This window comes from Microbacterium sp. CFBP9034 (genome assembly GCF_034045255.1).
Classification (GTDB): domain Bacteria; phylum Actinomycetota; class Actinomycetes; order Actinomycetales; family Microbacteriaceae; genus Microbacterium.
In genome coordinates this window covers 789,539-813,676 of the sequence record NZ_JAXCWC010000002.1, presented here as the reverse complement: position 1 = coordinate 813,676, position 24,138 = coordinate 789,539, and the positions used below count along the sequence as shown (strand labels likewise).

Sequence of the window (24,138 nt, the reverse complement as noted above, 5' to 3'; positions counted from 1 at the left end):
GGGTCTGGGTGGTCTGCGGAGCGGATGCCACCCTCTCACGCTACCGGGCGCGCGCGGTCGTGCGGCGTCAGGCCGTGGGGATCGTGACGATCGGCTCCGTCGACGGCTCGCCGGTCGGCGAACCGCCCTGCGGCTCGACGGTCACCGCGATCACGTCGCCGGGCTCCATCGCTCCGGCGAGCACCGCCGTCGAGGCACCTTCCTCGGCGGGGTCGAACGTTCCGGCCGACACGGCTCCGCCGTCGCGGACGAACCAGAGCTCGAAGCTCTCATCCTCGGCGATCTGAGGCAGGCCGTCCGAGACGAGCACCGCCTTGCCGAGCGACTCCGACCAGTGGGCGGTCGCGGTGCCTCCCTCGGCGAGCTCGGCTGTCGCGGCCTGGGCGTCGGGCGCGGCCTCGATCTCCTGCAGCGCGGCCACCTCAGGGGGTCGGTTGATGTACTGGTTGAGAGACACGGCGCCGAAGCCCAGCGACACGAGCAGCACCATCGAGGCTGCGAGCGTGAGCAGCCCGCGCGTCCAGTTGCGGCGCGAGATCGCCTGGATGGTCGATGTGGTCGGCGCGGGGTCGACGACCGCGTCGTCGCGGGAGTGCTCGGCGGCGACGGGACGTTCGGCCCCGGGACTCGGTGCCGCGGCGGCGACCGCCGCGTCGAGGTCGGGCACCTGCGGCATCGTCGCGATCCGCGACAGGAGCGTGGAGCGCAGCGTCAGGGGCGGGAGGGCGGGGTCGATCGAGTCCGCGAGCGCGGCGGCGGTCGCAGCATCCGCTTCGATCCAGTGCTCCCACTCGGGGTGCGCTGCGCGCGCGGTCTCGAAGGCCTGCCGATCTGCGGGCGACAGCGCGTTCAGCGCGTAGCCTGCGGCGTATTCGGCGAACTCCTGCTCGTCCATCACGCGGTCACCCCCATCTCTGCCCTCAGGCGAGACAGTCCGTCCCGCATCCTGGTCTTGATCGTGCCCAGCGGCGCCCCCACGAGCACCGCGATCTCGCTCTGACTGTAACCACCGAAATATGCCAGTGTGAGGGCTTCGCGCTGCGCCTCCGGCAGAGCCGTCAGTGCCGTCGCGACCTTCGCCCCCTCGACCCGCAGCTCCACCTGCTCGGCCACGCCGTCATGCGCGACATCCAGATCGCGCAGGCCGGCACGCACGTCCCGGTTCGTGCTCGCCTGCGACGATCGCACTCGATCGACCGCCCGGCGATGCGCGATCGTGAGGATCCACGACCGGCCCTGACCTCTGTTCGGAGCGAAGCGCGATGCGGATTGCCACACCTCCAGGAACACCTCCTGCAGCACCTCTTCGCTCTGCGATCTGTCGACGAGCACGCGCAGGATGAGGCCGAAGGCCCGGGGCGAGAGCATGTCGTACAGGCGGGCGAAGGCACCTTGATCGCCCTGCGCGACGCGCTGGAGCAGCTCACCGGCATGGTCGATGGGCTCGGCGCCGTCCTCCGGCACGTCGATCCCGTCGATCACCATGTCCACCAGCATGCCCTACTCCCCTCCGCCTGACCGACTGGGCCGCGCCGTCGTGAGCTCGGCTGTTGTTCGCGTCGGGACCGGCATCGGATTGCGCGGGGTGGCCGTGCGGACACCGGATGCCGATTTCCAATCCATTCGCCGCGCACCTCCGAACAGCCCGTTGTAGCCGCTCCCAGCGGCCACGCTCCCCACACCGGGGACCTGTAGATCACGGTCCGCACGGACCTCATGAAGGAGGAAGTCATGTCTCGCATCACCAGCAAGCGTGTCTCGGCGGGCCTGGCCCTTGCCATCGCCGCGACGTTCGCACTGTCAGCGTGTTCCATGGGTGGCGCGTCCACCGCCGAGCCGTCCGAGGAGCCCTCGACGCCCGCCGTCGAAGAGTCCGAAGAGCCCATGGCGATGGACCCGGCCGCGAACCTGGTCGGACCCGGCTGCGCCGACTACGCCGAGGCCGTGCCGGACGGCGGCGGCTCGATCGAGGGCATGTCGGCCGACCCGGTAGCCACCGCCGCCTCGAACAACCCGCTGCTGACCACCCTCGTCGCTGCGGTGAGCGGACAGCTCAACCCGGAGGTCGACCTCGTGGACACGCTGAACGGTGACGAGTTCACGGTGTTCGCACCGGTGGACGAGGCCTTCGCCGCGATCGACCCCGCGACCATCGAGGCGCTGAAGACCGACACCGCGACGCTGTCGTCGATCCTCACCTACCACGTGGTTCCCGGCCAGATCGCGCCGGCCGACATCGAGGGTATGCACACCACCGTGCAGGGCGCAGATCTCGAGGTGACCGGCAGCGGCGACAGCCTGATGGTCAACGACGCGAGCGTGATCTGCGGCGGGGTGCAGACGGCCAACGCGACGGTCTACCTGATCGACGCGGTGCTGATGCCTCCGACCGAGTGACTCGGTCGCCGGCTTCCGGCCGGCGATAGAGGGGCGGCGCGGCCGCCGGTGCCTGCGAGGTGGCACCGGCGGCTTCGTCGTTTTCGCGCCGCGGTCGTTTTCGCACCCGCGCATGCCTCAGATCGGGCCGAGAGTCAAGGGCATCCGGCCAATATGTGCGCGTAGGTAGTGTCAAAATCGCCCGGACTCCATCGGCTCCCTCACGACGTGGAATCCGAGTGGGGAGGAACCTTGACCGATCTGCGTGAGGCCGGTGATCTGTCGACCGGCGAGCTTCTGGACCATCGCTATCTGCTGCAGGAACGCATCGGCGAGGGCGGGATGGCGCGCGTCTACCGTGCCCACGACGAAGCCCTCGGCCGCACGGTCGCCATCAAGGTGCTGCGAGGTCAGGTCGACGCCATCGCGTCGGTGGAGCGGGCGCGCACCGAGACGACGCTGCTGGCGGCTCTGAACCATCACTGCCTGGTGACGCTGTTCGACGCCCACATCTCCGAAGACGACGTCAGCTACCTCGTGATGGAGTACGTCGAGGGACTCACCCTGCGCGAGCGGATCGCGCGGAGTCCGCTGCCTGCGCGAGAGGTCGCATCGGTCGCGGTGGACCTCGCCGAGGCGCTGCACGTGGCGCATTCGGCCGGCATCGTTCACCGCGACATCAAGCCGTCCAACGTTCTGCTGTGGAGGTCGCCCCTCCCCGGACGCGAGTGGCGGGCGAAGCTCGCGGACTTCGGCATCGCGCACCTGCTGGACTCGGCCCGCATGACGACTCCCGGCCTGATGGTGGGCACGGTCGCCTACATCGCTCCTGAGCAGGCCCGCGGCGAACCGCCCGCCCCGGCCGCCGACATCTACGCCCTCGGGCTGCTGCTGATCGAGGCGATCACCGGCAGGCGCCCGTTTGCGGATGCCGAGGGCATCGGCGCCGTGATGGCCCGACTGGATCACCCGCCCGACGTCCCCGAGTCGCTGGAACCGGAATGGCGCGGTCTGCTGCGCGGGATGACGTCCGTGCTCCCCGAGGACCGGCCGACGGCGCTCGAAGTGGCGATCGTGGCCGAGCGCCTGGCGCTGGGTTCGGCGCCCCCGCTGCCGGCGGCGCTGGCCGAGGTGCCGACCCAGGGAGCCGCTGTCATCGCCACCGCCCCCACCGCGGCCACCGGGCCCACCAGGATCCTGGCGCCCGGGCTCATCGCTGGCGCTGCGGCGAGCGCGGTCGTCGGCCTCCCGGGTCCGTCGCCCGTGGACGCCGCTCCCCCGTTGACCCGACGCTCGGCGGGCGCGCAGGCGACTCGCCGCTCGGCTGCCGCGCAGGCCGCCGCCGCGGTGCCCGACGGTGCCCGGTCGCGCCGGCTCATGATCCTCACGGCGCTCCTCCTCGCCTTCCTCGTCCTCGCCGGGGCCACCACCGCGATCTGGCTGTCGGCCCAGGCCGCCGCTGTGCCCGAGCCGCTGCCCTCGCAAACGGTCGTCGAGGAGCCCTCGCCGGAGCCGAGTGCCGCGCCGACCGAGCCGGAGGCGCCCGCTCCAACGGAGGAGCAGCCCGCAGGCACCAACACCGGGTCCGGCAACGGCGGAGGCGGTGGGAACGGGAACGGGAACGGCAACAGCGGACCCGGCAACAACAACGGCGGCGGCAACGGCGGGAACGGCGGCGGCAATGGCGGCGGGAACGGCGGGAACGGCAACGGTGGCTGAGAGCGAGCGCGCACCTCGACGCCATTAGGCTGGATGACGCGGGCCTCTAGCTCAGTCGGTAGAGCATCGGACTTTTAATCCGCGGGTCGTGGGTTCGAGCCCCACGGGGCCCACTCCTGCGTAGCCCCCGAGATTCCTGGATTGCACTGGGATCGCGGGGGTTTTTCTGCTGCCTCGATTCTGTCTCGTGACAACACTCGTGGAGCTCGCGGAGTGATCGAGGGCGTCGGAAACGGCGTCAAGGTCGTCGCGGGTGCTCGGCCACGCGTGGTGGGCCGGTTCGATTGAGGCGCCTGAGCGGGCATGTTCATCGCGCGGGGTAAACGTGCCGAGCTCGCCACTCGACCGGTCTGCAGCGACGGGCACCGGCATGTGGGCAGCCGGCAGACCACTGACGGAGCACTGGACTCCAGCGCTGACTCTTTCGCGATCAGCCCCTCCCCGCACTGCACGGCTTTGGATACGCTGACCTCGGGAGGCATCATGTCGAGCGACAACCCACACGTCCATCCCGAATCGGAGATGGACCTGGCAATAGAGCGGGCTCTCGAGTCGGCCAAACTCCAGGCTGGCGGTGCCACGACAACATCAACCGCCTTCGTCGAACACGGGGAGCTCTCCGCCGCAGAAGCGGATGGCGGCGCGGCTGACGGCGACTGAAGGCTGGCGTTCGTCGCAGGCCGGGTCCGCGCCGAGCGGAATCCGATGGTGCCGCGCGCGGTCTGTATTGTCGGAGCGTGATGGAGCGTAGACGAGCCGCCGCCGCGTGGGCGATAACAGGCACATTCGTCGTAGTGGGCGTCATTGTGGTTGTGATGGGACTGCTCACGCCAGTGACGTTCGGCTGGTTCGCTTATCAACCACTCGCCAATGCAACCTTCACTCCGGATGGAAGCGTCGTCTTCCTCTCCCGTGTCACCATCATCGGGTTCATCCTGCTGACGATCGGAATGCTTGCGGTCGCGTTCCTGCTCGGCCAGCGCGCAGGCGCCAAACGACGCCCATCTTCCGCGACCTAGGAGCCGCCCGCTCAGCGACCGGCGTACGTACCGTGGGAGTCGACTTCGTCTCGCCGTCGTGCCACGTTGGGGCGATGGATGCACCGCTCGCGGTCGACTCACATGGCCAGCGCCTAACTGAACTAAGCACCACTGCCGAGCCGACGGCCCAGCAGGTGGGCGGTGTTCCGTGCCCCCTGTCGTTGGTGGTCGCGTCCTGCTCATCGAAGGTCCTCTTCGGCCTCAACCGTTGGCGCCAACAGTGGGAGCTGCCCGGCGGAATGATCGACGCAGACGAGACACCGCGGATGGCGGCTGTCCGAGAAGTCCTGGAGGAGACCGGGCTTGTGGTCCACCCTGACGAGTTGGAGTGGGTAGGGCTGGCCGCGTTCGAGCTGCTCAACCCTCCCCGCCGGGAGTTGGCAGCTGTCTATCGGGTGAGCTTCGTCGACACCCCGTCCGTTCACGTGTCCGATGAGCTCCTCGAGGTGGCGTGGCTGGAACTGGACAGTCCGCCATCGAAGCACTCCGCGCTTGATCTGGCCATCGCGAGGCGGACACGCGACGTCGTTCGTTGAGCGACCCTCCGACGGCGCATGGCTTCAGCTGCTAGCGCTGGGGCTCCAGGGGTGCCGCGAATGCAGCGCCCGCGCATCTCCGGATCGCCGTCGCTGTCAACGACAGATCGGCGTGCAAACCCGACGGCAAGCGTCGCCACTGGATCGCTGATCGACGGGCGTTCCATGCCGAGACGAGTTTACGACTCGGACGCGTCATCACCCGTTGCGGGTGCCTCATCGTCGTTTGTCAGTTGCTCTCCACCGCGGAGGTCTGCCGCCAGTTGGTCGGTACCGGCCGGCGGCTCTTCGATGGGTTCATTATTGGCGCGCGCTTCAGTCATGGCTCGACGGTACGCCGGGCGATCTTGGCGTAGACCGGGATGGACAAGGCGTCTCCAGGTGAGCCGTCACAGCAGCCCGACTCCTCGTGGTCTGGCGCCATAGCGCGCTCGTTGCGTGCAGAGTGAGTAACGGGTTCGACTCCCGCTGCACACGTGGAAGCGGCGCCCGCTCGCGGACCGCCGAGCGAGCGGCGCGCTGGACACGGTGATCCCGCGCATCCAGCTAGTTGGGCCGTACTGAGAGAGCGATGCTCGCCGCCGTTACTCGTCGGTTTGGCTGTCATCGGGGATCACAAACCAGTCGGTGAATGATCGGGCGCGACCAGCAGTGAGTGTGATGACCATGAGGTTGTCGTAGTGGTGGCTCTTCTCAGTCGCGGCCGGGTAGCTCGTCCGTCCTCGGATGATCGCGACATCACCATCGACAGCAACGAGTTCATACTCGAACGACCACGTGCCGGGATCATCTTTCTGACCAAGCCACCCATCGAGAATCGCGTCGTGCCCGACCCACGGCGCCGTGGACGGGCCATCGCGATATTCCGCATCCGCCGTGAACAGCGAGCGAATGTCGTCTGGGTCGTTGGTCCCCCATGCGAGAACGTAACGCGCCATCCACTCACGCGCGGCGTCCGCCGCAGCTTCGCGATCCCACATGCCGTCATGCTCCCGTGGGATCACGGCGAGTGCAAGGCACAGCCTCGCCGCTCGTTTCTCCGCGTAGTCAAACGGCAGGGATGCGGCCGGTTGTGCCGCTCCCGACGGTGGTCTGCGCCGACCGTCCGCCCGTATGGCGACCGCTATTCGGTCGTCGGCCGGCGCAAGGCCATGACCGCCATCTCCATCACACGAGAGGCTGCCTTCGGCTGACCCAGCCCGCAAGACACCGCGGACTGGTCGGCCTCTCTGTTGCCTCGCCTAAGACCGAGCGGCAAGAATGGGACGACCGGCGTCGAGAGGAGCTGTGTGGACCAGCGCATGCTCGGGCGCACCGGCGTCTCGGTCAGCCAGATGTGTCTTGGCGCGATGATGTTCGGCGCCTGGGGCAACGCTGACCACGACGAGTCGATTCGCATCATTCACGCCGCTCTCGACGCCGGTATCAACTTCATCGACACCGCCGACGTCTACGCGCAGGGTGAGTCCGAGCAGATTGTCGGCAAGGCTCTGAAGGGCCGCCGCGACGACATCATCTTGGCCACCAAGTTCCACGGCGCTATGGGCGAGGATCCCAACCGCCAGGGCAGTTCCCGACGCTGGATCTTCCGGGCCGTCGAGGACTCGCTGCGCCGCCTGGACACCGACTGGATCGACCTCTACCAGGTACACCGACCGCGGACCGACACCGACATCGACGAGACCCTGGGTGCTCTCAGCGACCTTGTCCACCAGGGCAAGGTCCGGTACATCGGCGGCTCTACCTTCCCCGCCAGCCAGATCGTCGAAGCCCAGTGGTTGGCCCGTGAGCGTGGTTTGCCGCGCTTCGTCACGGAGCAGCCTGCCTATTCGATACTGGTCCGCCGGATCGAGGATGACATTCTGCCCACCTGCCAGCGCCACGGCATGGGCGTGCTGTCGTACAGCCCACTCACCGGCGGTTGGCTGTCCGGACGCTGGCGCAAGGACAGCGGCCAGCAGGACTCATCTCGTGCCAGCCGGCTCCCGGAACGATTCGACGTTTCACAGCCCGCCAACCAACGCAAGCTCGACGCCGTCGAGGCCCTCGCGCAGCTCGCCGACCAAACCGGCATCACCCTCATCCAGATGGCCATCGCTTTCGTGCTCAATCATCCAGCGATCACAGCAGCGATCATCGGACCGCGCACCATGGAACAGTTCGAGGGTCAGCTGGCCGCGGCAGACGTCGTACTCGAGCCGGCCGTGCTGAACCGGATCGATGAGATCGTCGCCCCCGGCACCACCATCAACCCCGTCGACAACTCCTTCGACAACCCCGCCCTGGCGCCGGCCGCTCGACGACGTCCGCACTGACCTCGGTCCACCCGCAAAGCGATGGATGAGACTCTGCGCGCAGGGCGATCGCTGCCGGTTCGAGCCCGGATGACGACCGTGAGCGAGCGAACTCCCCTTTAGCCAGGAACGCAGTCTCACACTCGACGGACAGAGGCCTTCAGGGCTGTCGCAGATGGCGTGGACCATCACGATCAGCGTGCTCCGTAAGAAGCTCGGGATCTCCCCGCTCGGCGTTGTTCCCATCACTACGGCGGCTGCACTGCTGACCCGCCTCGTCGGCGCGACCGTCTGGTTCGCCGTCCTGCCTCCCCTCCCTGACACACCCTCGTTCTGACGCGCCCTCGAGAGCTGGGTATCAGCCGCTCGATGAAGGACGTTCTCGGTTCGATGAAGGACTGAGCCGTGCCTGATCGACCTGTAACAGGTGGTTAGCGCAGTCGCTTGCGAAGGTAGACGAGCTCTACCGCCGGCAAGGTGACCCGATGTGTCTCGACGTAGCCCTGGCGTTTGTATAGACGGAGGTTCGCGACACTGAGCGCGCCTGTGAAAAGCGTGGCCTCCGCTGCATCCCATCGTGCCTCGACGGCTTCGAGGAGCCGTGTTCCGATTCCCCGGCCCTGCATGTCGGGGACCACCGCTAGCCGCCCGATCCTGAGAACGTCGCCGACCATTCGTGCGGTGACCGAACCAACCATCCGCGATCCGACAAGCGCCACGCAACCGCTGTTCGATGCGAGTTCGGCCTTCAGCTCGTCGAAGGTCTGGGTGAGTGCTGGTGTCTCAATCGTCTCGTAGAGGTGGGCCTCCTCGATGAACGCCGCCCGCTGGAGGGTGAACACCTCACCCGCATCGGCCAAGTCAATCGGGCGGATGCGGAGATCATCGATCATGACCTCACGATAAGGGGTTACCGCTGGTGCGGGTCAGTGGGGTCCAGAACAGCGTGCGCGTGGGAACGGTGATACGCGCTGAAAACGCCGTACGCGCGATTTAACCTCAGCATCGAGGGCAACTTCGGCTACAGCCGAAGCTCGTCCTGCACAGGGTCGACCACGACACGTTCGAGCGGGGCACGTTGCGCCGAGCGGACACGGTGCGGCCGGTCGTGTCGTGCCCGACTCGGCACCACCATGCCCGTTCGGCGCGACAGGGTAGAGGCGCCCCGCACGTCGCACCCCGGTACGGAGCAGACGTGAACGCCTCGGGCGGCGGACGGCTCAGTCCGGGGGCGTGCGGCGGGAACGGCGCAAGCCGGGTGCATGGATGGCCGCTTTCCCAACCGGCGCATCAGCCGCGGCGCCGCCCGCGTTCGCGGGACCGGGGAGCGCGGCCCTACGGTCGGCGGGCTGTGCCGCGCTCGTCCGGCGCAGGGGTTGATGCGTGTCGAGAGCGTGCCGGTAGGCCTTGTAGCCGCGCCGCATCCAGAGTGCTCCCGTGGTCAGTCCGACGAGCGCGCCTGCGGCAACTGCCCACCCGATCCACCCCGACAGCGCGATGATCAGGCTGGCGACGAACAGCCCCGTGATCGCCGCTTCGACGACAACGATCAGCAGCATTGAGCTGCCGAGCACCTGCGATCGGTCGCGGTTGGCGAAGGGGAAGTAGGTTCTCCTCATTCCGGCGTCGTCGTCGGCCGCCGACATGATGAGATAACGCTCGATTCCGGGATCGAGGTCGAGGTAGGCGCCCCGCAGTCGGTTCATGGCGAGCACGTGCGCGAGGTCCTCGGTGCCGGTATTGAGCACGCGAACGGTGGTGATGAGTCCCAGCAATACCAGCAGCAGAAGCACGCCGAGCGCAGCGACGCCGAACCAGCCGCGGAACTGAGTCGCGTTGCCCATGACGCCGAGGGCGAAGAGCCCGACCGAAACGAGGGTCAAGAAGATCGCAATGCGGGTGAGCACCTCGCTTTGAGTCGTGCTGCGCGAGGCAAGCAGGCTCCAGTGCTCCGTCGCGAGCATCTGCGCCCGCAGCGACCGCTGGGCATCGGTCAGGCGGGTGACGTCTTCGGCGCCCGACGCCTCGGGAACCCCTTCTTCGGCCGTCATAGGCGCATTCTCCACCCCCACGGCGCAGGCCGCCACACGCGTGATCCCCTGCACCTGGGGTGCGGCCGTGCGATACGCCGGGGGTCAGTGACCGTGATCGTCAGAGTCGGTGAGATCGATGAATGTGTCGTGTTGCGGATGGGCGTGGCCGTGGTCGGCAGGCGGGACTTCATGAGGAAGTGCCACGGCGTTGGAGTCCGCTTCGCCATGGGGAACGATCTCCACTGCGACAGAATCCCAGCGGTACACCGTCGTTCCTGCCGCTGGGCTCTGCGAGGTGATGTAGTAGAGCCCCGGCCACGCCAGTGCACCGATCGGCGGGCCGTCTGGATCGGGGTTGGCGAGCGTCACGCCCGCGTCGTTGGCCAGATCGCGGCCGACATGAAAGGGAAGCCCGACGACGTCGGGCACGGTCACTTGACCCGCGAACCGCTCTGTCATGATTCCGAGGCTACGCCCGTGTCAGCGGCCACCTATACGCCCGAGCGAAGACCGGCTTGCGTGCCGCGGGCCCAGTGGGATGGCGCGCCTGCCCCTCATGGAGCAGGCGCGCCCGATGGGGGCGGTGGCTACCCGCGCCTCCACTGCTGGGTCGGAGCGGTGGCGTCGCACGGTGCGAGCGTCACGCCCCACTGGTCTTCTGGCGTGGCCCAGCAGAGGTTGGGAGCGGCCACGCTGCTGATGGTGGAATCGGCGGCGAGTTCCCACTGCTGCTCGCTGCTCCCGGTGCAATCGGCAATCATGAGCTGACTGCCCGCGGTGGCCGCACCGACCGGTGCCACACACATATCTCCGTAGATCGACAGCTGCTTGTCGGCGGTCCAGTTGAACGACTGGTTTCCGCCCCCGTTGCAATACCAGAGGCCGAGGGTCGTACCGGCGGTAGTCGAGAAGCCTGGCACGTCTACGCACACGTCATGCTGGACGCTGACAAGCGGCTCGCCTGGAGGGGCGGCGGGCAGATCGTTGAGCTCTTCCGCCTTGAGAACGCCCCAGCCCCACTGCAGTTGTGCCAGGCCGCTCTGGTTGGTCACCTCTAGGTCACCGTCACCCACGAGGGTTGTAAGGGTGTACGCATCGCCCGTCCGCAGACCCGGCCAGTACACCAGCCCCATGCCCTGATCCCGGGCTACCTCAGTGAGGGCGCCGAGATACGACGTGTACACATCGCCCTCGTGGTTGCCGTAGTTCAAGCCGGTCGTCATCGGCGAGCCAGCCTCCGAGACGATCGTGCGCCACCCGTATTCGCCGATCCGCGGCAGCAGGTTCGCTTTCCACTCAGCCTCCGTCGTGTGATCGGCCCAGAATCCGTAGAAGTGCAGAGAGAGGAGCGTTCCCTCCAGCTCGGTTACCGCGCCAACACCTGTCACGTCATCGTTGTAGCCCGTCCCGGACACAACCACGCGCTTGCGCGGAACCTCGGAGTGGTCCCCGAGCCAGTTGGTTGCCACCGAGACCCACTCGTCAAGGGTGTAGCCGAAGGGTTCGTTCATGATCTCGAAGTACACGTGGGGGTTCTTGCCGTACTTGGCCACGACGGTGTCCCACATGGCGTCGAAGGCGGATGGGCTGTCCACCCGGCCGTCCTTCGCGTTGTCGGCTTCCCAGTAGCTGAGGATCACCTTAAATCCGTGGCGCGCGGCAGCGTCGATGGCGCCCTGGTAGGAGTCCCACCAGGCCGTGCCTACGCTTGCCGGATTAATCGGGAGGCGAACCGTGTTGGCTTTGAGCTCGTGACGGTATTCCGACACGATGTCTGACGCCTTGGCGTACGTGAGGCGGTAGTCGTCTGCGGTGCTCAAGCCCGACGGCACGACTTCGTCGTCGGCGTAATTGTCGCGTGGATCGGCCCAGTTCACACCCCGGAATTCGCTGGTGCCGGCCGGACCCGTAGACGGCAGCGCGAGCGCGGGAATGGGGGTGGCCAGAGCGATGAGAAGGGCTGCGACGGTCGCGAGGCCCAGTGATTTCTTCATTGATCTCCAATCGGCCGCGGCGCATCAGTGCCCCGCGATGTCTATGTTTGCGCAAACATAGGCGATAACGCTGCCATGTTATCCCAGGCTGTTTGCGCAAACAACCACCCCCTCGAGGCCGTAACCCCCGCGAACACTGAGAATGCAACCCGATTGTCGATGAGGGATGCCTGCACTAGCGTGCTGGAAGTCGATCGGCCCGCGCCTGCGCGTCGAAGGTTCACAACGGAGGTCATGAATTGTCGGTCGGTTTGCTCGCAGTCGTGGACGACATCCTGACCGCTGCCGTGAAGGCGAGCGCGAAGACCGCCGGCGTAGTGATCGATGACGCGGCCGTCACCCCGCAGTACGTGCAGGGAGTCACTCCCGCACGGGAGTTGCCGATAATCGGCAAGATCGCAATCGGCAGTCTCGTCAACAAATTCGTGATCATCATCCCCGTCGCTCTCCTGCTCACCGCCTTCGCGCCTTGGGTGCTGCCGTGGCTGCTCATTCTCGGCGGCTCATACCTCTGCTTCGAGGGCGCTGAGAAGGTCATGGAATGGTTCGGCGCTCACCACGGCCCTGGTCAGGATGAGCCGCGGGACGAGCGCAAGCTCGTGTTCGGCGCCATCCGGACAGACCTCATCCTGAGTGCGGAGATCATGCTGATCTCCTTGGCCAGTCTCGACGCGGACTTCGGGATCTGGATGACCTTCGGCGCTCTGGTCGTCATCGGTCTCGGGATGACGCTTCTCGTCTACGGTGCCGTAGCGCTCCTGGTCAAGATCGACGACATCGGGCTGGGGATGGCGGCCAGCCCGGCGCGCGGCGTGCGCAGCACCGGGGAGGGCATCGTGCGATCGATGCCGACGGTCTTCCGAGTCATCAGCATCGTCGGCACCGTGGCGATGCTCTGGGTGGGTGGCCACTTGGTCATCACCAACCTGGCGGAGACCCTCTGGCACGGCCCGCACGACTTGTTGCATGACGCGGCGCACGCGGTCGAGTCGCTCGGGCCGCTCGCGATGTGGATCACCGACACAGCGTTGTCGGGCGTGTTCGGCCTGGTGTACGGCCTGATCATCGCGGGGATCGTGTTCGCGGTGATGAGGATCGTGAAGCGCAGTCCGCCGGCAGATGTAGGTGCCTCGCATTGAGGACCTGACAGCCGGCGTTCCATTCGGGCGATCGGGCCACTTCCCCCGATCACGCGGCCGCCGGGACGGACCCCTTCGGGTCCTCGAAGATCATCGCGTCATCGTTGCCCGGTGAGGGACACCTGCCTGCGCACAGACCCGATCGCTACGTCCGGCACGAAAGCGCGGCAGCCTCGGCCCAGCCAATCAAATGAAGCTGTTCACGAGCTTGCGCCAGTCCTGGGGTCGAGCGGAGACTCCGTCGGTCTCGGTGAACTCGTAGTAGGAACCGTTGCGTTCGACGAACTCGCCGATGCGGTCGAAGCGGCGCGCAGCGCGCCTGAACTCGAAGACGCTCCAGGCGTCTGGTTGGTCAGCGGTGATCGAATACTGGATCTTGCCGATCCAGAAGTCGACGCTTGCTCGTTGGATCCTCGGCAGCTCGATGTCACGAAGGCTCGGGTTGTCCATTCCCCGACGATAGCGGGGCTTCGTGTCGGGCTGTGACTCGCATCATCTCGACGAGCTGTGCGGCAGCGAGTCCCCGCGGGTCGTGATCGGGGTTGTACTCCACAAGGAGCACGCCGGCGCAGCGCGGGTCGGCGAAGAGGATCCGGAGAGTGGCGGTGAGGTCTTCAATGGAGAGTCCTCGCCCGTAGGTCGGGATGTCGGCGGCGGGGACCTGCAGAAAGTCGAGCACGTCGACATCGATGTGGATGACAATGCTGGCGGCGCTGAGCGCGGCAAGGGCACGGGATGCGGCCGCCTCAGGATCGGCGCTGACGACGGACGCTGGGATGCGCTCGCTGTGCACAACGTCATGGATGTCCTCCTCCTCGTCGGAGTACCCGAGGAAGACGATGTCTGAGTCCCGCAGGAGCGGCCGCCGCGGGCCGATGCCGGAAATGGTGCCCTCCGTGCCGGGAAGGTCGAGCATGTGCGCGACACCCATGCCGTCGAGAATCGGTTCCTCGCGGTTGTCGTCGGGCGTCATGAGGTCCTGCCCACCGTCCACGTACACGACTCCCACATCGCGACCGCACTCGGCGAACGCACTCACCATCGCGACGGCCAGCGTGCACTCTCCACCGATCACGAACGGGCGGATGTTCTCGCGCAGCACATTGACGATGCGCTGACGGGTCTCGTCGAGGACCGCGCGTACCGCATCGACGTTGTTTACCCCGTTCCCCGTTCGCAGTGCGGCCCACTGGGCGACCTCCTGGTCACCGAAGTCCATAACCGGAGCGGATCCGTCGGACAACGCATCCACGAGTCCGGCCGATCGCAGCGCGGCTGGTGCCTTTTCGATCCCTGCCCAGTGCGCTGCGGCGCTGGACGGGGCGCCTACGATCCCCCAGGGTGAGGATGCGCCCGCGCCCTCACGCGCAGATGCTGCAAGCCGCTCCATGCAGTCGACACTGCCAGGTACCGAGGACACTGGATGATCCTCCCGCCGATCCAGTTGTATGGAGCTAGTAGGGAATGTGCCCGTTGGTCTGATTGACTTCGCTATCCCCGAGGAGCGCTCGTGTCCGCTTATCCACGCCACATCACCGAACGATCCGTCGGGAACGCAGACCAGCAGAACGCTCGCTGGGTGGCAGGCCACGCGCCGCTGTTCGATCCCATCCTCGTGGTCGAGCCCGATCCGGCATGGCCGGACATCTACCGCCGCGAGGCAGATCGCGTTGTTGCTGTGCTCGGCGACGAGGTCATCCAGATAGAACACGTCGGGTCTACGTCGGTGCCCGGTCTGCCTGCCAAGCCGATCATCGACATCGACCTACAGGTCCACGACTCGGAAGCCGAGCAAACGTACGTCCCAGCACTCGAGCAAGCGGGCTACACCCACGTGCTTCGCGAGCCGTGGTGGAACGGCCACCGAATGCTCGTCAGCGAAGACGGGCAGATCAACCCGCACGTCTTCCCCGCCGGGGCGCCGGAACCGCTGCGTCACCTCCTGTTCCGAGACTGGTTACGGGCCCATCCGGACGATCGGGAACTGTACGGGGCCACGAAGAGAGCCCTCGCCGCCTCCACTGTCGATGACCCCGATTCCTACAACTTGGCCAAGAACGACGTCATCGACGAGATCTACTCCCGAATCTTCAGCGTGCCGCCCGACGCCCATCCGGCCTGGCCGCTCGGAGGGCCGGAGCCGAGTTGACTTCCGTGGCCGCGACGCGCCCGGGCTGAGGGCGACGAGGTAACACGCCGATCGGGCCGGCGAAGCGAAGCCGCCGGCCCAATCGAGGAGTCAGGACATGCCGTGGAAGAAGCCGCGGATGTCGTCCGCGAGCAACTGTGGCTCCTCCATCGCGGGGAAGTGGCCGCCTTCGACGTGGTCGGTCCATCGGTCGACGGCGTTCCACGGGTCCATGGTGCGTCGAATGAGCGGGTGGGTGTCGAATGCCACCCACGCTGACGGCACCCCCTCGGCGAAAGCGAACGCCAGTTCGGAGTGTTCGGACTCGTAGTAGAACTGCGCGCTCGAGGCGCCGCTTCGCGTGAACCAGTAGAGGCTGATGGTGGTGAGCAGCTGGTCACGGTCGACGACCGGCGCCTGATGGCCGTCCTTGCTCCGCACCTTGAATTTCTCGCCGATCCACGCGAGGAGGCCGGCCGGTGAATCGGTGAGCGCCGGTCCGATCGTGTCGGGTCGGTGGTTGTGCATCTCGAGATAGCCGCGTTCGGCGGCGCTGACAGCCTGCAGCGTCGCGAGCTGGCCGGCCTCGTCGTCCGTCAGGCCTTCGGGCGCGGGGAAGATGACACCCACCAATCCGAGCACGGCGCGGTCGAAGCCGAGGTGCGTGCCGATCACCCGCTCCGGATAGAGAGCCGCGAGGCGGCCCGCGATGCCGGAACCGATGTCGGTGCCGTGCACCGCGTAGCGCTCGTAGCCGAGCCGTGTCATGACCTCGGCGTAGGCATCCGTCGTCCTTGCCAGTTCCCAGCCGCTGGACGATAGCGGAGTGGAGAAGCCGAATCCGGGCGGCGACGGGATCACCACATGGAACTCGTCGGTCAGCAGCGGGACCAGCCGCTGGTACTCGATGAACGAGCCGGGCCAGCCGTGGTTCAGCAGCAGCGGAGTGGCGGCCGGATTCGCGGATCGCACGTGCACGACATGGATCGTCTGGCCGTCGACGACGGTCGTGAACTGCTCGTACTGGTTGAGCTTCGTCTCTTGCGCGCGCCAGTCGAACTCATCACGCCAGTAGTCTGCGAGCTCCTGGAGATACGTCAGGGGGATGCCGCGGCTGAAGTCCCTCGGGTCATCCCGGTCTGGCGTGGGGAGAGGCCAGCGGGTGCGGGTGAGTCGGTCGTGCAGGTCGTCGAGGTCGGTCTGCGAGATGTCGATGCGGAATGGCGTGAGTGAGGTGGACGTGTTCATGCCATCGACCATTCCAAGCGATGCGGCAGGATAGCTTCCGCAATCTCCGGAATGATCGAGAACATGCTGGAGACATCGGCCCGCTTGCTCGAATTGCTGTCGCTGCTGCAGCTCAAACGCGACTGGACGAGTTCAGAGCTGTCCACCCGGCTGGAGGTGAGCACGCGAACGGTGCGTTCCGACATCGGGAAGCTGCGATCGCTCGGCTATCCCGTTGATGCTCGTCCCGGCGTCGCCGGCGGCTATCGGCTGGCCGCCGGCACCGCCATGCCGCCGCTGTTGCTCGACGATGACGAGGCCGTCGCCGTCGCGGTCGGACTGGGTGCGGTCGCGATCTGGCGACTCGGCGTCGAAGAGACTTCGCTCACCGCGCTCGCGAAGCTCGAGCAGGTGATGCCGTCACGCCTCCGACGGCGCGTCGATGCGATACGGGAGTCGACCAGCGTCGTCCCGGGAACCGAACCCCGACCCGATCTCTCGGTGCTGAACGCGGTGGCCTCGGCCATCCGCGGCCATGAACGGCTCCGGTTCGGCTACACGACTCACGCCGGCGGTGAAGGGGTGCGCCACACCGAGCCGCAAAGGCTCGTGAGTTGGGGACCCGTCTGGTATCTGTTCGCGTGGGACCTCGACCGCGAGGACTGGCGAGTCTTCCGCGTCGATCGGATCGTTCCGCACCGGCCGACGGGGGCGCGATTCCGTCCTCGCATGATTGCGGAGGACGATCTCGTCCAACACGTCGTCCGACGCATCGTCCGGGCGAGCTGGAAGTACCGCGCACGGGTCGTGGTCCACTCCCCCGCCGCCAAGGTCGCCGCCGCACTCGGCATCCCGGTCGACGTCGAGGCGATCGATGACTCCACATCTCGAGTCGAGCTCGGTTCAGATGACCCCGACGCCCTCGCCCTGCGGATGGCGCAGCTCGGCGCCGACATCGAGGTCATCGAGGGCGACGAGCTGAAGATGGCCTTCGAGCGCCTGGCGACGAGATTCGGCCGCGCAGCCGGCAATGACGGTCATTCGGCCAACCTGGCCCTCGGACACTTCGCGGCAGTAGATTCGTCCCGATGAACCTCGCCGCCAAGGTCACCACCGGAGTCGCTGTGCTCGTCGTCGGCGGCCTGGTCGCCCTCGCCGTGCCGTCTGTATCGGCCGCTTACGCTGAGGTGTCGGCCTGGGCGGTCTTCCAGCCGACCGAGCGGCGAACCGCCGAGCCGGCCTCCGAGGAGGACGGCGACCAAGTCGGCGAGCAGACGATCGATGAGCTGGGCGACGGCTACGTGTACGTCGGCAACGGCACCGCCATCCCGAAGGGCAGCCCTGCCGGGTGCGAGGACCCGGCCTGGATTCACCAGGGCGAGATGAGCGCGAGCCTGAGCGGGGACCTCGTGGACCGGGGCGCGCGCGACCTCGCGGCCGGCACGGCCGGGCTGGACGACGAGGGCCGGATCGTCTCCTACACCGTCGCGCCCGGTGACGCGCTCTACGCGATCGGCGATCGGTTCTGCATCGCGAACGCGCTCACGATCGCGGACCTCAACCACACGCGGACCATTCAGCCGGGCGAGGTGCTGCTGCTCCACCCGGACCGTTCGATCCCGTGGGTGCCGTACCTCATCCCTGCGGGCGCCCCCGCCGGTTACCGGCAGATCCCGTACCAGGTTGCGATCGAGGCCATGGGCACTGCGGCCGACGCCGGCGACGTCGAGGCGATGCGCGCGATCTTTGCCGACGGCTTGTCGAGCATGTTCCCCAACCCGGCACACGCCGACATGATCGCGCAGGCGCTCGACGGCGGCGACCTTCACGTGCTGCGCCAGATGTTCCCTTAGGCCACAGCCCACCGACGGCGCGTCGAGTCGAGCCGAGCATCCTCGCGGCAGGGTCGATCGCGATGATGAACGACGACTGGCCGTTCTGACGGACGCTCTTATACGGCGGCGGGCCGCCAACATCCATACCCTTGCGGTGGTCAAGATTCGGGTGTAGGGATTGCCGCAGACGAAGAAGTCTGGGGACACGCATGGGGATGCGAAAGGCAGGGCGTCGGCGAACGCTGACAGCATGGGCATCAGCGATCGCGGTCGTCGCGGGGAGTCTGCTCGGGGCTCCGGCAGCGACAGCGGTCGATGAGACGTTCACGATCGTCGTGCTGCCCGACACGCAGGGCTACACCGTGTCATCGACCTACGAGGCGACGATGGGCGCTCAGACCCAGTGGATCGTCGACTCCCGCGCCTCGCTGAACACGAAGTTCGTCATCCAGGTCGGCGACCTCGTCGAGTCGTGGCCCAATGTCAATCACTGGGAGCGCGCGAGCCGGAACATGAAGACCCTCGACGACGCAGGTGTCCCGAACTCCGTCCTGCCCGGCAACCACGACCTGGACATCACGACGGGTCAGTCCAGCACCTTCGACACGTACTTCCCGCCGTCGAGGTACGCCGGCGCGTCCTGGAACTCGCCGTCGGTCTCGTACGGCGGCTACCTCGGTCAGAACCTGTTCGGACCGGATGAGATCGATCGCAAGAACAAGGACAACTTCAGCCTGCTCACCGTCGGGGGCGTCGATCTGCTGATCCTGAACCTCGAGTTCGAGTCACCGGGCTACTCGATGCGCTGGGCGCAGAAGGTGCTCGACGCTCACCCGGATCGCAAGGTGATCCTCGCGACGCACGGCTTCATCAACACCGGCGGGACCCGCTCGACGCACGTCATCCGCACGGATGTCACGCCGACCTCGGCGGTCACGCTGTGGAACCAGTTCGTCACGAAGAACTGCGCGATCTTCATGGTCGTCAACGGGCACTGGCATGACGGCGACATCGGCGAGGCTCGGCGCACCGACGCGAACGACTGCGGTCAGCCGGTCCATCAGATCCTGTCCAACTACCAGAGCCGGGCGAACGGCGGGAACGGCTGGCTGCGGTACTACACCTTCAATCCCGGCGCGGGCACCGTCGACGCGTACACCTACTCCCCGAGCCTCGCGCAGTATGAGACGGATGCCGGCAGCCGCTTCACGCTTCCCGTCGACCTGACCCCTGGACAGGACGAGGTGCTCGTCGCCGGAGGTTCGACGTGGAAATGGCGCAACTCCGTCCAAAGCTGGCCGGCCGCCTGGAACACGGTCGGGTTCGACGATGCCCCATGGTCAGCGGGCCGCGCGCCGCTCGGGTGGGGCGCGGGCGTGACCACGAACATCGACCTGGCTCCCCCGACGACGGATCGTGCGCGGGCCATGATCTTCCGTCACACGGTGCAGCTCGATGACGTGGATGAGCTCTCGCAGGTGCAGGTCACGACACGTGCGGATGACGGCGTCGCGGTGTGGGTGAACGGCACGCTCGTCGGTTCGGCCTCGCTGCAGTCGACCACTCCGACGAGTTCGACGTACGCGAGCGCGGTGCGGAGCACGAGCGCGGCGACCGCCTCGCCGACAGTCTTCACGGTGCCCGCGTCTCTGCTGCGCGAAGGTGCGAACACGATCGCCGCATCCGCGCACGTCAACTACCGGGGCACAGCCGACAGCAGCTTCGATCTCGTCATGACCGCGCGCCGCGCCGAATCGGAGCCGCCCGTCGATCCGCCTGCCGCTCCCACTGTCTCGGCCACGGCCCTCTCAGCGACTTCCGCGCGCGTCGACTGGTCGGCGGGCGGCGGAGGGGAGACGACGGGCGTCGAGATCTCGCGCGGCGGCACGACGGTCACGGCGTCGGGAGCATCCGGCTCGTACGTCGACACCGGTCTGGACCCCGGCTCATCCGTGACGTACAGCGTCGTCGCCGTGGGGCCTGGGGGCCGCTCGACGGCGGCCTCTGCCACCGTCCAGCTGCCTTCCCCACCGCCTCCGCCCGGAGCGCCCATCGTCACGGCGACCGCCACAAGTGCGCGGTCCGTCGTCATCTCGTGGTCGCCCGGTCAGGGAGGCGCCGTCGCAGGGGTGGAAGTCACTCGCACGGGCGGCCCGACCCTGCAGGGGACCGGATCCTCCGGCAGCGTGACCGACAATACGGCGCCGGCCGGGTCGACGCTGACGTATTCGGTGACGGCGCTCGGCGCGGACGGGTCCCGCTCGCCTGCGGCAACGGCTACCGTGACCACTCCGCCGGCGACCGAGCCGGTGCCGGTCACCCTCGTCGCCAGCAATGCGTCGTGGCGGTTCCGCTATGAGGCCGGCGCCTGGCCGACCGGCTGGACATCGACCGCGTTCGACGCCGCGGCGTGGAATCAAGGGCCCGCCCCCCTCGGGTTCGGCGCCGGCGTGGCGACGGTCGTGGACGTGCCCCCGGGCTCCGTGCGCCCGCTGAGCATGATCTTCCGCACCGGATTCACGGTCTCCGACCCGGGCGCGCACTCGGCGATCACGCTCACGGTGCGCGGCGACGACGGGGTCGTCGTCTATCTGAACGGAACCGAGGTCGGGCGTCTGCGCATGCCGGCCGGATCCGTTACGGCGACGACGTATGCGACTGCCGCACCGAGCCTGGCCGCTGCGACGGCCAGCCCGCTCGTGATCCAGGTGCCCGCCTCGCTGCTGCGCGCCGGCGGCAACGTCATCTCGGCGTCCACGCACCTGAACTACCGCTCCACTCCAGGAGTCTCGTTCACGGCGACCCTGGAGGCGATGCGTCAGCCGTGACCGCCTCGGCCGGCGCGGCACCGCCCAGACTCCGACCCGCGTAGGCTCCTCGGATGACCTTCGATGCGAACGACGCGGGCACCGCCGTCGACGGGTTCCCCCGCGAGATCCCCACTTGGCACCAGTTCCGCGACGCGGCACCATCGCTTGCGGTCGCAGCCGGGGATCGTGCCGCGTGAGCGTGCATCTCATCGGCGGCGGCGCGACCACGAGTGCGGATGCCTCGCTCTACGCGCCGTTCGTCGCCGAAGCGCAGCTGCGAGCAGGTCACGCGGGCCGCGCGCGTCCGCGCGTCGCCGTAATCTCACTGCATCCCGAGCCCGAGGAGAAGGCGGCGGCGCTGGGTGAGCTTCTGGCTGAGGCCGGAGCGGGACCCGCGATCGATGTGCACCTGACCGCGGGGCGGCCGGGCGAGCCGATCGGGCTCGGCGCGATCGCCGACGTCGACGGCATCGCGGTGGGGGGCGGCGTCGTCGAGGACGTGCGAGCCGGGCTCGAGCCGGTATTCGGCGAGTTGCGCCGGCTGGTCGCCGGCGGTGTGCCCTACCTCGGCGTCTCCGCCGGCGCGATGATCGCGGCGGAGGGCTCGCTCGGAGGCGGCTCGCGCATCGGTGGCGTGGTCGTCTCACCCGAGGACGCCGGCGAAGCGGGCGACGAGTTGGAGATCGAGGCCGGTATCGGCCTCGTCGACGTGGCCATCGAGGTGCACGTGGCCGAGCGCGGGATGCTGTCCCGATTGGTCGCCGCCGTCGAGTCCGGGCTGGTCCCGGGTGGGCTCGGAATCGACGAGCGCACCGCCCTGATCGTGGGCGATGGCGGGCTCCGGGTCGAAGGCACAGGCAGCGTCTGGCGGGTGCTGCCGGCCGAGGGCGGCGTGCTGGTTTCCACGATCGGCGCTTGAGGGCGCCCCGGGATCGTCAGTCTCCCGACGGCAGCTCAGAGGTTGCGGCGTACATCCGGGTCGTCTGCGAGCCGGTCCGCCTCGCGCGCCACGGCCTCCTGCTCGGCCTCGCTGAGCGGCGGCAGGCCGACTTCGTCGGCCGGGATGCCCGCGTACGGGTCGGCGCCGGGGAACTCCTGACTGAACGAGCCCGCGACGACGCCCCCCGGGGGAACCTCGTCTCCTGCGGCGCCCAACAGCGTCTCCTCACCGGAAGCCTGCTCCGGCACGTCGTCTCCGAGGTGCTTACGATGCCATTCGCCACTCATGTCCACTCCCAGCAGTACGAACTGTGTCACACCGCGATCATCAGCGAGATGATGAAGGTGTCGGCGACGTTGTCGATCGCCAGCCGCATCCGCGGTGTGTTGATGAAGTCTATGACCAGCCCCTGCGCGCGGATACGCGATCAGGGATCGACATGGGGAGTGTCTCGTCGCGTCATCGTCGCTGACGAGCCGCGCCAGGCGCTCCCGCCCCAGGTGAGGTACAGGACACGACCGGCGGTCGCCGAGACGAGCAGGATTCCGGCCAGCACCAGGAGCCAGCCGATGTAGGTGAACGCCATGCCGAGGACGCCGAACCGATTCGCGGAATCGGCCAGGAGCGGGGGAAGGATGACGCGTCCGACCAAGCCGGCCACCGCGAACCCGATGCCGGCGAGCACCGACCCGGGGAGCAGTTCGCGGATGCTGATGCGCCGGTTGACGACGATCCACGTCGCGACCAGCCACAGCGACGTCCATACCGCGATCTCGACGACGAACTCGATCACCGGCATCACGCTGTCGCCGACGAGAATGATACGCGCACTCACGATCAATGCCAGTCCGATGACGACGGCCGCGAGAGCCGCGAGCCAACGCCACGCGAACTTCATGCTCACCGTCGGCGTGTGCCAGATCGTTCGGAGGCACCGTTCCAGCGCGCGCGCGAACGACGTCGCCGCGATGACGAGGAGCACGATGCCCACGATCCCGGTCGCCCGCAGCTGCTGGGCTTCCCCGGGCAACGATTGCTCCAGGATGTCGGCGGTGGCCGGGTTCAGGCCCAGGTGCTCCGCGAAGACCGGCCCGGTGCCTGGTTCCATTCGTGCCCGAAGCGCGCCCACGACGATGAGGATCGGCAGAATGGACGTGAACGCGTGCGCGGCCAGCGTCATGCTCCGGTCGACGAGCGCGAGGTTGCCGAGGTCTCGACCGACCCGCAGCACGACCTGTCCCGGTACCGTGCGGGCGGCGGTTCTCACTACGCGGTTCACGGTCCAACGACCCATGGGCACCTCACGTGGTCCATTCACCCGATGTCACCCTCGCTTGGTGACTCATGCTGAAGCGGTCTGAGGCTAACACCGGCGACCAGACCGCAGATTCTGTGCCGCGCCGCCGCACCCTCACCAGCCGTCGATGTGCAGAACCTCGTCGAGCGGCGCCCGGTGCGCGGGTCGGAAGTCCGTACCGACGGTGTACCCGACGGGCAGCAGCACGCCTTGGCGCACGGTCGGCGGGATGCCGAGGAGCTCTCCGATCTCACGCTCGTACGCGAGATGCAGGGTCGTCCACGCGCTGCCGAGGCCACGCGCTCGCAGGGCGAGCTGCAGACTCCAGGCGGCGGGGAGAAGCGATCCCCACAGACCGGCCTGACTTCCGGGCTCGAACTCCTCAGCGCCCGCGAAGATCGCGCCGATCACGAGAACCGGGACCTCTCGCATGTGCTCGGCCAGGTAGTCGGCGCTCGAGGAAACGCGCTGTTGCACCGCCTGACGCGTCGGGTCGGCGTAGGCCCGGGCGCCGGATGCGCGGTACCGGGCGAACGATCGGGCGTACAGCGAGGCGATGGCCTGGCGCTTCTCGGGGTCGGTGACGACGATCCAGTGCCATGTCTGGGCGTTGCTCCCCGTCGGCGCCTGGAGCGCGACCTCGAGCGCTTCACGGACGACGTCGACCGGGACGGGTCGTTCGAGGTCGAGCCTTCGCCGCACGGAGCGCGTCGTCGTCAGCAGCTCGTCGGGACTCAAGGGGAGGACGTCGCTCATAGGCCGAGGCTATC

At 67.6% G+C, this 24,138-nt stretch carries 27 protein-coding genes and 1 tRNA gene; 15 read left to right on the top strand and 13 right to left on the bottom strand.

The genetic code is table 11. The features are described 5' to 3' along the window. Positions 1-67: 67 nt before the first annotated feature. Together SOM19_RS15065 and sigK are read right to left on the bottom strand one after the other, a co-directional pair. Positions 68-895: an anti-sigma factor gene (locus SOM19_RS15065; RefSeq protein WP_320487751.1), complete on the bottom strand. Its 828-nt coding sequence runs from the start codon at positions 893-895 to the stop codon at positions 68-70. Continuing rightward, the gene (gene sigK / locus SOM19_RS15060) at positions 895-1,497 is read right to left on the bottom strand and encodes an ECF RNA polymerase sigma factor SigK (RefSeq protein ID WP_320487401.1); all 603 of its coding nucleotides are present in this window, start codon (positions 1,495-1,497) and stop codon (positions 895-897) included. Before sigK ends, SOM19_RS15065 begins: the two co-directional genes overlap by 1 nt. A gap of 234 nt (positions 1,498-1,731) precedes the next feature. Between sigK and SOM19_RS15055 the strand changes: the two genes are divergently transcribed. From SOM19_RS15055 to SOM19_RS15030, 6 genes are all read left to right on the top strand, one after another. Next, a complete protein-coding gene (locus tag SOM19_RS15055) occupies positions 1,732-2,397 on the top strand; it encodes a fasciclin domain-containing protein (protein WP_320487400.1) in 666 nt (221 codons plus the stop codon). 231 nt (positions 2,398-2,628) lie between these two features. Further along, positions 2,629-4,095 carry a serine/threonine-protein kinase gene (locus SOM19_RS15050; RefSeq protein WP_320487399.1) on the top strand — a complete coding sequence of 489 codons (1,467 nt, stop codon included), beginning with the start codon at positions 2,629-2,631 and terminating at the stop codon, positions 4,093-4,095. Between the two features lie 40 nt (positions 4,096-4,135). Further along, positions 4,136-4,208 (top strand) — tRNA-Lys (locus SOM19_RS15045). A gap of 190 nt (positions 4,209-4,398) precedes the next feature. Next, a complete protein-coding gene (locus SOM19_RS15040; RefSeq protein WP_320487398.1) occupies positions 4,399-4,755 on the top strand; it encodes a hypothetical protein in 357 nt (118 codons plus the stop codon). A gap of 77 nt (positions 4,756-4,832) precedes the next feature. Continuing rightward, the gene (locus tag SOM19_RS15035) at positions 4,833-5,114 is read left to right on the top strand and encodes a hypothetical protein (protein WP_320487397.1); all 282 of its coding nucleotides are present in this window, start codon (positions 4,833-4,835) and stop codon (positions 5,112-5,114) included. A gap of 74 nt (positions 5,115-5,188) precedes the next feature. Beyond that, complete coding sequence (locus SOM19_RS15030) at positions 5,189-5,671, top strand: NUDIX hydrolase (RefSeq protein WP_320487396.1); 483 nt, start codon at positions 5,189-5,191, stop codon at positions 5,669-5,671. Between the two features lie 584 nt (positions 5,672-6,255). Here the strand turns inward: SOM19_RS15030 and SOM19_RS15025 are convergent. Beyond that, entirely contained in the window at positions 6,256-6,651 is a 396-nt protein-coding gene (locus SOM19_RS15025) for a nuclear transport factor 2 family protein (RefSeq protein ID WP_320487395.1), read from the bottom strand. Positions 6,652-6,960: 309 nt separating this feature from the next. On the opposite strand from SOM19_RS15025, the gene SOM19_RS15020 reads away from it, so the two are divergent. Together SOM19_RS15020 and SOM19_RS15015 are read left to right on the top strand one after the other, a co-directional pair. Beyond that, positions 6,961-7,986 carry an aldo/keto reductase gene (locus SOM19_RS15020; protein ID WP_320487394.1) on the top strand — a complete coding sequence of 342 codons (1,026 nt, stop codon included), beginning with the start codon at positions 6,961-6,963 and terminating at the stop codon, positions 7,984-7,986. A gap of 154 nt (positions 7,987-8,140) precedes the next feature. Further along, positions 8,141-8,302, top strand: coding sequence for a hypothetical protein (locus tag SOM19_RS15015; RefSeq protein WP_320487393.1), 162 nt, complete (start codon positions 8,141-8,143; stop codon positions 8,300-8,302). 94 nt (positions 8,303-8,396) lie between these two features. Here SOM19_RS15015 and SOM19_RS15010 read toward each other — a convergent pair whose 3' ends face one another. The 4 genes from SOM19_RS15010 to SOM19_RS14995 form a co-directional block, all read right to left on the bottom strand. Next, positions 8,397-8,858 carry a GNAT family N-acetyltransferase gene (locus SOM19_RS15010; RefSeq protein WP_320487392.1) on the bottom strand — a complete coding sequence of 154 codons (462 nt, stop codon included), beginning with the start codon at positions 8,856-8,858 and terminating at the stop codon, positions 8,397-8,399. 327 nt (positions 8,859-9,185) lie between these two features. Further along, positions 9,186-10,016: a hypothetical protein gene (locus SOM19_RS15005; protein WP_320487391.1), complete on the bottom strand. Its 831-nt coding sequence runs from the start codon at positions 10,014-10,016 to the stop codon at positions 9,186-9,188. Positions 10,017-10,100: 84 nt separating this feature from the next. Then, positions 10,101-10,457 (bottom strand): PASTA domain-containing protein, encoded by a 357-nt coding sequence (locus SOM19_RS15000; protein WP_320487390.1) that lies wholly within the window; start codon positions 10,455-10,457, stop codon positions 10,101-10,103. Positions 10,458-10,585: 128 nt separating this feature from the next. Further along, positions 10,586-11,992: a ricin-type beta-trefoil lectin domain protein gene (locus SOM19_RS14995; RefSeq protein ID WP_320487389.1), complete on the bottom strand. Its 1,407-nt coding sequence runs from the start codon at positions 11,990-11,992 to the stop codon at positions 10,586-10,588. A 239-nt stretch (positions 11,993-12,231) separates the two neighbouring features. On the opposite strand from SOM19_RS14995, the gene SOM19_RS14990 reads away from it, so the two are divergent. After that, complete coding sequence (locus SOM19_RS14990) at positions 12,232-13,131, top strand: DUF808 domain-containing protein (protein WP_320487388.1); 900 nt, start codon at positions 12,232-12,234, stop codon at positions 13,129-13,131. Between the two features lie 186 nt (positions 13,132-13,317). Here SOM19_RS14990 and SOM19_RS14985 read toward each other — a convergent pair whose 3' ends face one another. Both SOM19_RS14985 and SOM19_RS14980 read right to left on the bottom strand, forming a co-directional pair. After that, the gene (locus SOM19_RS14985) at positions 13,318-13,581 is read right to left on the bottom strand and encodes a hypothetical protein (RefSeq protein ID WP_320487387.1); all 264 of its coding nucleotides are present in this window, start codon (positions 13,579-13,581) and stop codon (positions 13,318-13,320) included. Further along, a complete protein-coding gene (locus SOM19_RS14980) occupies positions 13,559-14,521 on the bottom strand; it encodes an arginase family protein (protein ID WP_320487386.1) in 963 nt (320 codons plus the stop codon). The genes SOM19_RS14985 and SOM19_RS14980 overlap by 23 nt, the downstream gene beginning before the upstream one ends. 189 nt (positions 14,522-14,710) lie before the next feature. On the opposite strand from SOM19_RS14980, the gene SOM19_RS14975 reads away from it, so the two are divergent. Continuing rightward, a complete protein-coding gene (locus tag SOM19_RS14975; protein WP_320487385.1) occupies positions 14,711-15,280 on the top strand; it encodes a GrpB family protein in 570 nt (189 codons plus the stop codon). Between the two features lie 90 nt (positions 15,281-15,370). Here SOM19_RS14975 and SOM19_RS14970 read toward each other — a convergent pair whose 3' ends face one another. Beyond that, positions 15,371-16,507 (bottom strand): epoxide hydrolase family protein, encoded by a 1,137-nt coding sequence (locus SOM19_RS14970; RefSeq protein WP_320487384.1) that lies wholly within the window; start codon positions 16,505-16,507, stop codon positions 15,371-15,373. A gap of 63 nt (positions 16,508-16,570) precedes the next feature. Between SOM19_RS14970 and SOM19_RS14965 the strand changes: the two genes are divergently transcribed. The 5 genes from SOM19_RS14965 (at position 16,571) to SOM19_RS14945 (ending at position 22,050) form a co-directional block, all read left to right on the top strand. Next, positions 16,571-17,578 carry a helix-turn-helix transcriptional regulator gene (locus tag SOM19_RS14965; RefSeq protein ID WP_320487383.1) on the top strand — a complete coding sequence of 336 codons (1,008 nt, stop codon included), beginning with the start codon at positions 16,571-16,573 and terminating at the stop codon, positions 17,576-17,578. Then, positions 17,575-18,339 carry a LysM peptidoglycan-binding domain-containing protein gene (locus tag SOM19_RS14960; RefSeq protein ID WP_320487382.1) on the top strand — a complete coding sequence of 255 codons (765 nt, stop codon included), beginning with the start codon at positions 17,575-17,577 and terminating at the stop codon, positions 18,337-18,339. The genes SOM19_RS14965 and SOM19_RS14960 overlap by 4 nt, the downstream gene beginning before the upstream one ends. A gap of 197 nt (positions 18,340-18,536) precedes the next feature. Beyond that, positions 18,537-21,149, top strand: a complete 2,613-nt coding sequence (locus SOM19_RS14955) for a metallophosphoesterase (protein WP_320487381.1) — start codon at positions 18,537-18,539, stop codon at positions 21,147-21,149. 53 nt (positions 21,150-21,202) lie between these two features. Further along, complete coding sequence (locus SOM19_RS14950; RefSeq protein WP_320487379.1) at positions 21,203-21,328, top strand: hypothetical protein; 126 nt, start codon at positions 21,203-21,205, stop codon at positions 21,326-21,328. Next, the gene (locus tag SOM19_RS14945; RefSeq protein ID WP_320487377.1) at positions 21,325-22,050 is read left to right on the top strand and encodes a Type 1 glutamine amidotransferase-like domain-containing protein; all 726 of its coding nucleotides are present in this window, start codon (positions 21,325-21,327) and stop codon (positions 22,048-22,050) included. Before SOM19_RS14950 ends, SOM19_RS14945 begins: the two co-directional genes overlap by 4 nt. Before the next feature lie 35 nt (positions 22,051-22,085). Here SOM19_RS14945 and SOM19_RS14940 read toward each other — a convergent pair whose 3' ends face one another. The 3 genes from SOM19_RS14940 to SOM19_RS14930 all read right to left on the bottom strand — a co-directional run bounded on the left by SOM19_RS14940 (position 22,086) and on the right by SOM19_RS14930 (position 24,124). Further along, positions 22,086-22,388 (bottom strand): hypothetical protein, encoded by a 303-nt coding sequence (locus SOM19_RS14940; RefSeq protein WP_320487376.1) that lies wholly within the window; start codon positions 22,386-22,388, stop codon positions 22,086-22,088. Between the two features lie 110 nt (positions 22,389-22,498). Then, the gene (locus SOM19_RS14935; RefSeq protein WP_320487375.1) at positions 22,499-23,338 is read right to left on the bottom strand and encodes a YhjD/YihY/BrkB family envelope integrity protein; all 840 of its coding nucleotides are present in this window, start codon (positions 23,336-23,338) and stop codon (positions 22,499-22,501) included. Between the two features lie 144 nt (positions 23,339-23,482). Next, entirely contained in the window at positions 23,483-24,124 is a 642-nt protein-coding gene (locus SOM19_RS14930; RefSeq protein ID WP_320487374.1) for a nitroreductase family protein, read from the bottom strand. Positions 24,125-24,138: the final 14 nt, after the last annotated feature.